The organism is Mycobacterium sp. (assembly GCF_032161845.1).
Taxonomy (GTDB): Bacteria; Actinomycetota; Actinomycetes; order Mycobacteriales; family Mycobacteriaceae; genus Mycobacterium.
Genome location: NZ_JAVRQA010000116.1, coordinates 1 through 3,046 on the forward strand (window position 1 = coordinate 1; position 3,046 = coordinate 3,046).

Genomic DNA, 3,046 nt, shown 5'->3' on the forward strand with positions numbered 1-3,046 from the left:
CGATCTGGGCGGCATCTTGGGGCGGCTCGACTATCTGCGCGAGCTCGGGGTGGACGTGATCTGGTTGTCGCCGATCTATCGGTCGCCGCAGGCTGACAACGGCTACGACATCAGCGACTACCGCGACATCGATCCGCTGTTCGGCACTCTGGCCGAGTTCGACGCCCTACTCGCCAGGGCCCTGGCTGCGTGTCAACCTGAACCACACATGGCTGAACGCCGCCGCACAGGTTGACGCAACGGACTCGGTCTTCGCGCACTACCAAACCCTCATCCGCCTCCGCCACGAACTACCCACCCTGGTCGACGGTGACTTCAGGCCACTGATGGCGGAGGACCCGCAGATATGGGCCTACACCCGAACGACGCCGAACGGGAGACTTCTCGTCATCGCCAACTGCGGACGCGATGCACGGACCCTCGACATCGAACACGAAATTGGTCGGGAATGGATCGCTGCCGAACTCGTGCTCGGCAATCTGCCCGATCCACCGGTCGACACGACGTCAACGTTCCTCGAATTGGCCGGCTGGGACGCACGGATCTACTCCGCTGGCCCCTTGACGGCCCTGACCCACCGGGTGGCGAGCCATGGCGATTCGCGGACCTAAGCTCGCTCGGCCCGTCTCCCAGTGTTGCGCCATCGCTGAGGGTCACACGCTGCTCCCTCTTGCCGACGTCGGTGCGGTGCCTCTGGCTTCGCCACCGATCTGGCGGTATGGCGGACTCGCCCATTCATGATGTCGAATCGGTCCCTCGCCCTAGGCAGGGTTGACGACATGCTCGCTGAACGTACGGGGGGATTCCCGGCTGCCCACCGAAAGAAGCAGGTCAGGTCCATAAACGTTCGGTTGTCTTCAGTTCTCGGCAATTGCCCGGCCGGTTGCTGAGCACGACTATTGCCGAATGGGTCAACGAGCCGAGGGACGAGCGGATAGTCAACAGATCCGCACAACACAGCTAACGAAGGGCCGATCAATCAGTCGACGACACCATGCCTCGTCAAGGCTGTGCGCAGCGTCCAACTCCTGAGCGCAGTCCCGGGGCGGCGATTACCCCAGGAGAATCATGACAACCACCTACCAGCACCGTCACGGCAGGCGTGGCCGGACCATCGCAGCCATCCTGCTCGCCGTGGTCGCGACTGTTATCGGCATGGTCAGCACGACCGCGCCGGCACGCGCGGCTGACCAGTACATCGCACTGGCCCTCGGATTGATCAGCGACAACCCGCCCGTCACGGTGGCCGGCGGATCGGCAATCAACTCCGATCAGCAGCAGGCCGGCCAAGGGGCGTTGACGAATTGCGTGAACAACGGCGGTAGCCATTGTGTTACGGAGGTCATCGCCAAGAACGAGTGCGCCGCCGCCGCCTCGAACGACTACGGCGAAATGACAGGGGCGTCTGACCCGTCTCTTTCCGCCGCCCAGGGCAAGGCCAAGGGCTTGCTGCAGAACCAGCAGGGCGCGAAGGTCATCATCTCGGGCTGCGCCAATGGCGCCACCCAGCCGCCGCCGAACCAGCCGCCGAGCCAGCCGCCGCCGGCGCCGTTGCAGGGGCCGACGGTCTCGTTCGAGACGGTCCTTGGCGGCCTGGTGGCTCACATCACCGACCGCAGTGGAGTGTCGTCGCAGTGCACGTATGCGACCGATGACTTCAGCCGCGGCTTCGCCCTATCGGCCAATTCCAAATACGACATGAGGATCGTCCCAGCCATTCCGAAATTCCGGAACTGGACCGTCACGATCACCTGTGACAACGGAACCAGCACGACGGCGACGACGTACTTCTGAGCCGCGTCGTCGCCTTTAGGCGAGTTCTCCGGCGCCGAGTTCGGCGCGGAAGCCGGGACCGGCCTCGGGGGCGACGTTGTGTGCGGTGATCTCCTGGCCGCAATGGGTGCACGTGAGGCGCGGGTCGGCGATTTCGCCGCAGGCGTCGTGGCGCAGGACGATTGGTGGGCCGTTCGGGTGAGGTAGGTGCTCGTCGCCCCATCGCATGAGGGTCACGATCGCTCCGAACAGATCGCGCCCGGCATCGGTGAGTTGGTACTCGTGGCGCTCGGGATCTTGGGAATAGGGGACCCGTTCGAGCAGGCCAGCGTCGACCAGCATTCGCAGCCGGGACGAAAGCGTGGGCCGCGGGATGTTGAGATTGCGCGCGAGCTGACCGAAGCGGCGCACCCCGAAGAACGCTTCGCGCAGGATCAGCAGCGTCCAGCGCTCGCCGACCAGCTCGAGCGCCCGGCCGACGGACTCGGCTTCGAAACGGTGGGACAGATCAGACGGAACGGCCATGGTTCAATCACCATACCGGTTCAGTTACTGAACCGATAGTGGTAACGTGATTGAACCAGTCATCCGCCTCACATGAATGCCGAGACCGCAATGAACCAGCCCGACCTGGAGACAGCACCGCTGAGCAGCGCGAAGGACATCGAGTCGGTCGCCCGGCAGATCGCGCTGACGGCTCGCGAGATGTCCACCGCGATCGACGGCGACCGTCGGCTGCCCGGACAGTTGGTGGCACTCCTCGGAGAGTCTGGACTGCTGCGCGCCGGGGCGCCGGTGGAAGTTGGGGGATTGGAGTTGCCGCCCGGACTCGCTCTCGCGTGCGCAGAAGCGGTGGCGCGCGGCAACGCCTCGGCGGGCTGGTGCGTGTCGATCGCGATCACCAGCAGCCTGCTGGTCGCCTATCTGCCGGCTTCCAGCCGCGACGCACTCTTCGGCGACGGGCGTGGCGTCGCCGCGGGAGTCTGGGCGCCGCGTGGCACAGCTCGAACGGTGGATGGCGGCGTCGTGGTATCTGGCAGCTGGCCCTTCTGCAGCGGAATCACTCACGCGGACATGATGTTCGCCGGCTGCCTGGTCGATGATCAGAGGGTGCCGTCGGTCGTCGCGTTGCGCAAAGAAGACCTCGAGGTTCTCGACACCTGGCACACGCTGGGCCTGCGCGGCACCGGCAGTCATGACACCGCAGCCGACGACGTCTTCGTGCCTGCCGACCGCTTGTTCTCACTGTTCGACGGACCGACCCTGGACCGGC

General features: G+C 65.2%; 4 protein-coding genes and 1 pseudogene. 4 read left to right on the top strand and 1 reads right to left on the bottom strand.

Annotated features, from left to right (window positions below):
* From QOD90_RS07310 to QOD90_RS07320, 3 genes and pseudogenes are all read left to right on the top strand, one after another.
* Positions 1–181: pseudogene (locus tag QOD90_RS07310) on the top strand (alpha-amylase family glycosyl hydrolase); the annotation flags it as partial.
* A 145-nt stretch (positions 182–326) separates the two neighbouring features.
* A complete protein-coding gene (locus QOD90_RS07315) occupies positions 327–611 on the top strand; it encodes a hypothetical protein (protein ID WP_526348145.1) in 285 nt (94 codons plus the stop codon).
* A 457-nt stretch (positions 612–1,068) separates the two neighbouring features.
* Positions 1,069–1,794 carry a DUF4189 domain-containing protein gene (locus QOD90_RS07320; RefSeq protein ID WP_526348147.1) on the top strand — a complete coding sequence of 242 codons (726 nt, stop codon included), beginning with the start codon at positions 1,069–1,071 and terminating at the stop codon, positions 1,792–1,794.
* A 15-nt stretch (positions 1,795–1,809) separates the two neighbouring features.
* Here QOD90_RS07320 and QOD90_RS07325 read toward each other — a convergent pair whose 3' ends face one another.
* Complete coding sequence (locus QOD90_RS07325) at positions 1,810–2,298, bottom strand: winged helix-turn-helix transcriptional regulator (protein WP_526348149.1); 489 nt, start codon at positions 2,296–2,298, stop codon at positions 1,810–1,812.
* Positions 2,299–2,388: 90 nt separating this feature from the next.
* Here QOD90_RS07325 and QOD90_RS07330 point away from each other — a divergent pair.
* Positions 2,389–3,046, top strand: a 658-nt coding sequence (locus tag QOD90_RS07330; protein ID WP_526348151.1) for an acyl-CoA dehydrogenase family protein, incomplete at its 3' end; no start/stop codon positions are given.

Excerpts from the sequence above, each read along its gene's own strand:
- QOD90_RS07320 (WP_526348147.1), top strand. The coding sequence starts at position 1,069 with ATGACAACCACCTACCAGCACCGTCACGGCAGGCGTGGCCGGACCATC.
- QOD90_RS07325 (WP_526348149.1), bottom strand. The coding sequence starts at position 2,298 with ATGGCCGTTCCGTCTGATCTGTCCCACCGTTTCGAAGCCGAGTCCGTC.
- QOD90_RS07315 (WP_526348145.1), top strand. The coding sequence starts at position 327 with ATGGCGGAGGACCCGCAGATATGGGCCTACACCCGAACGACGCCGAAC.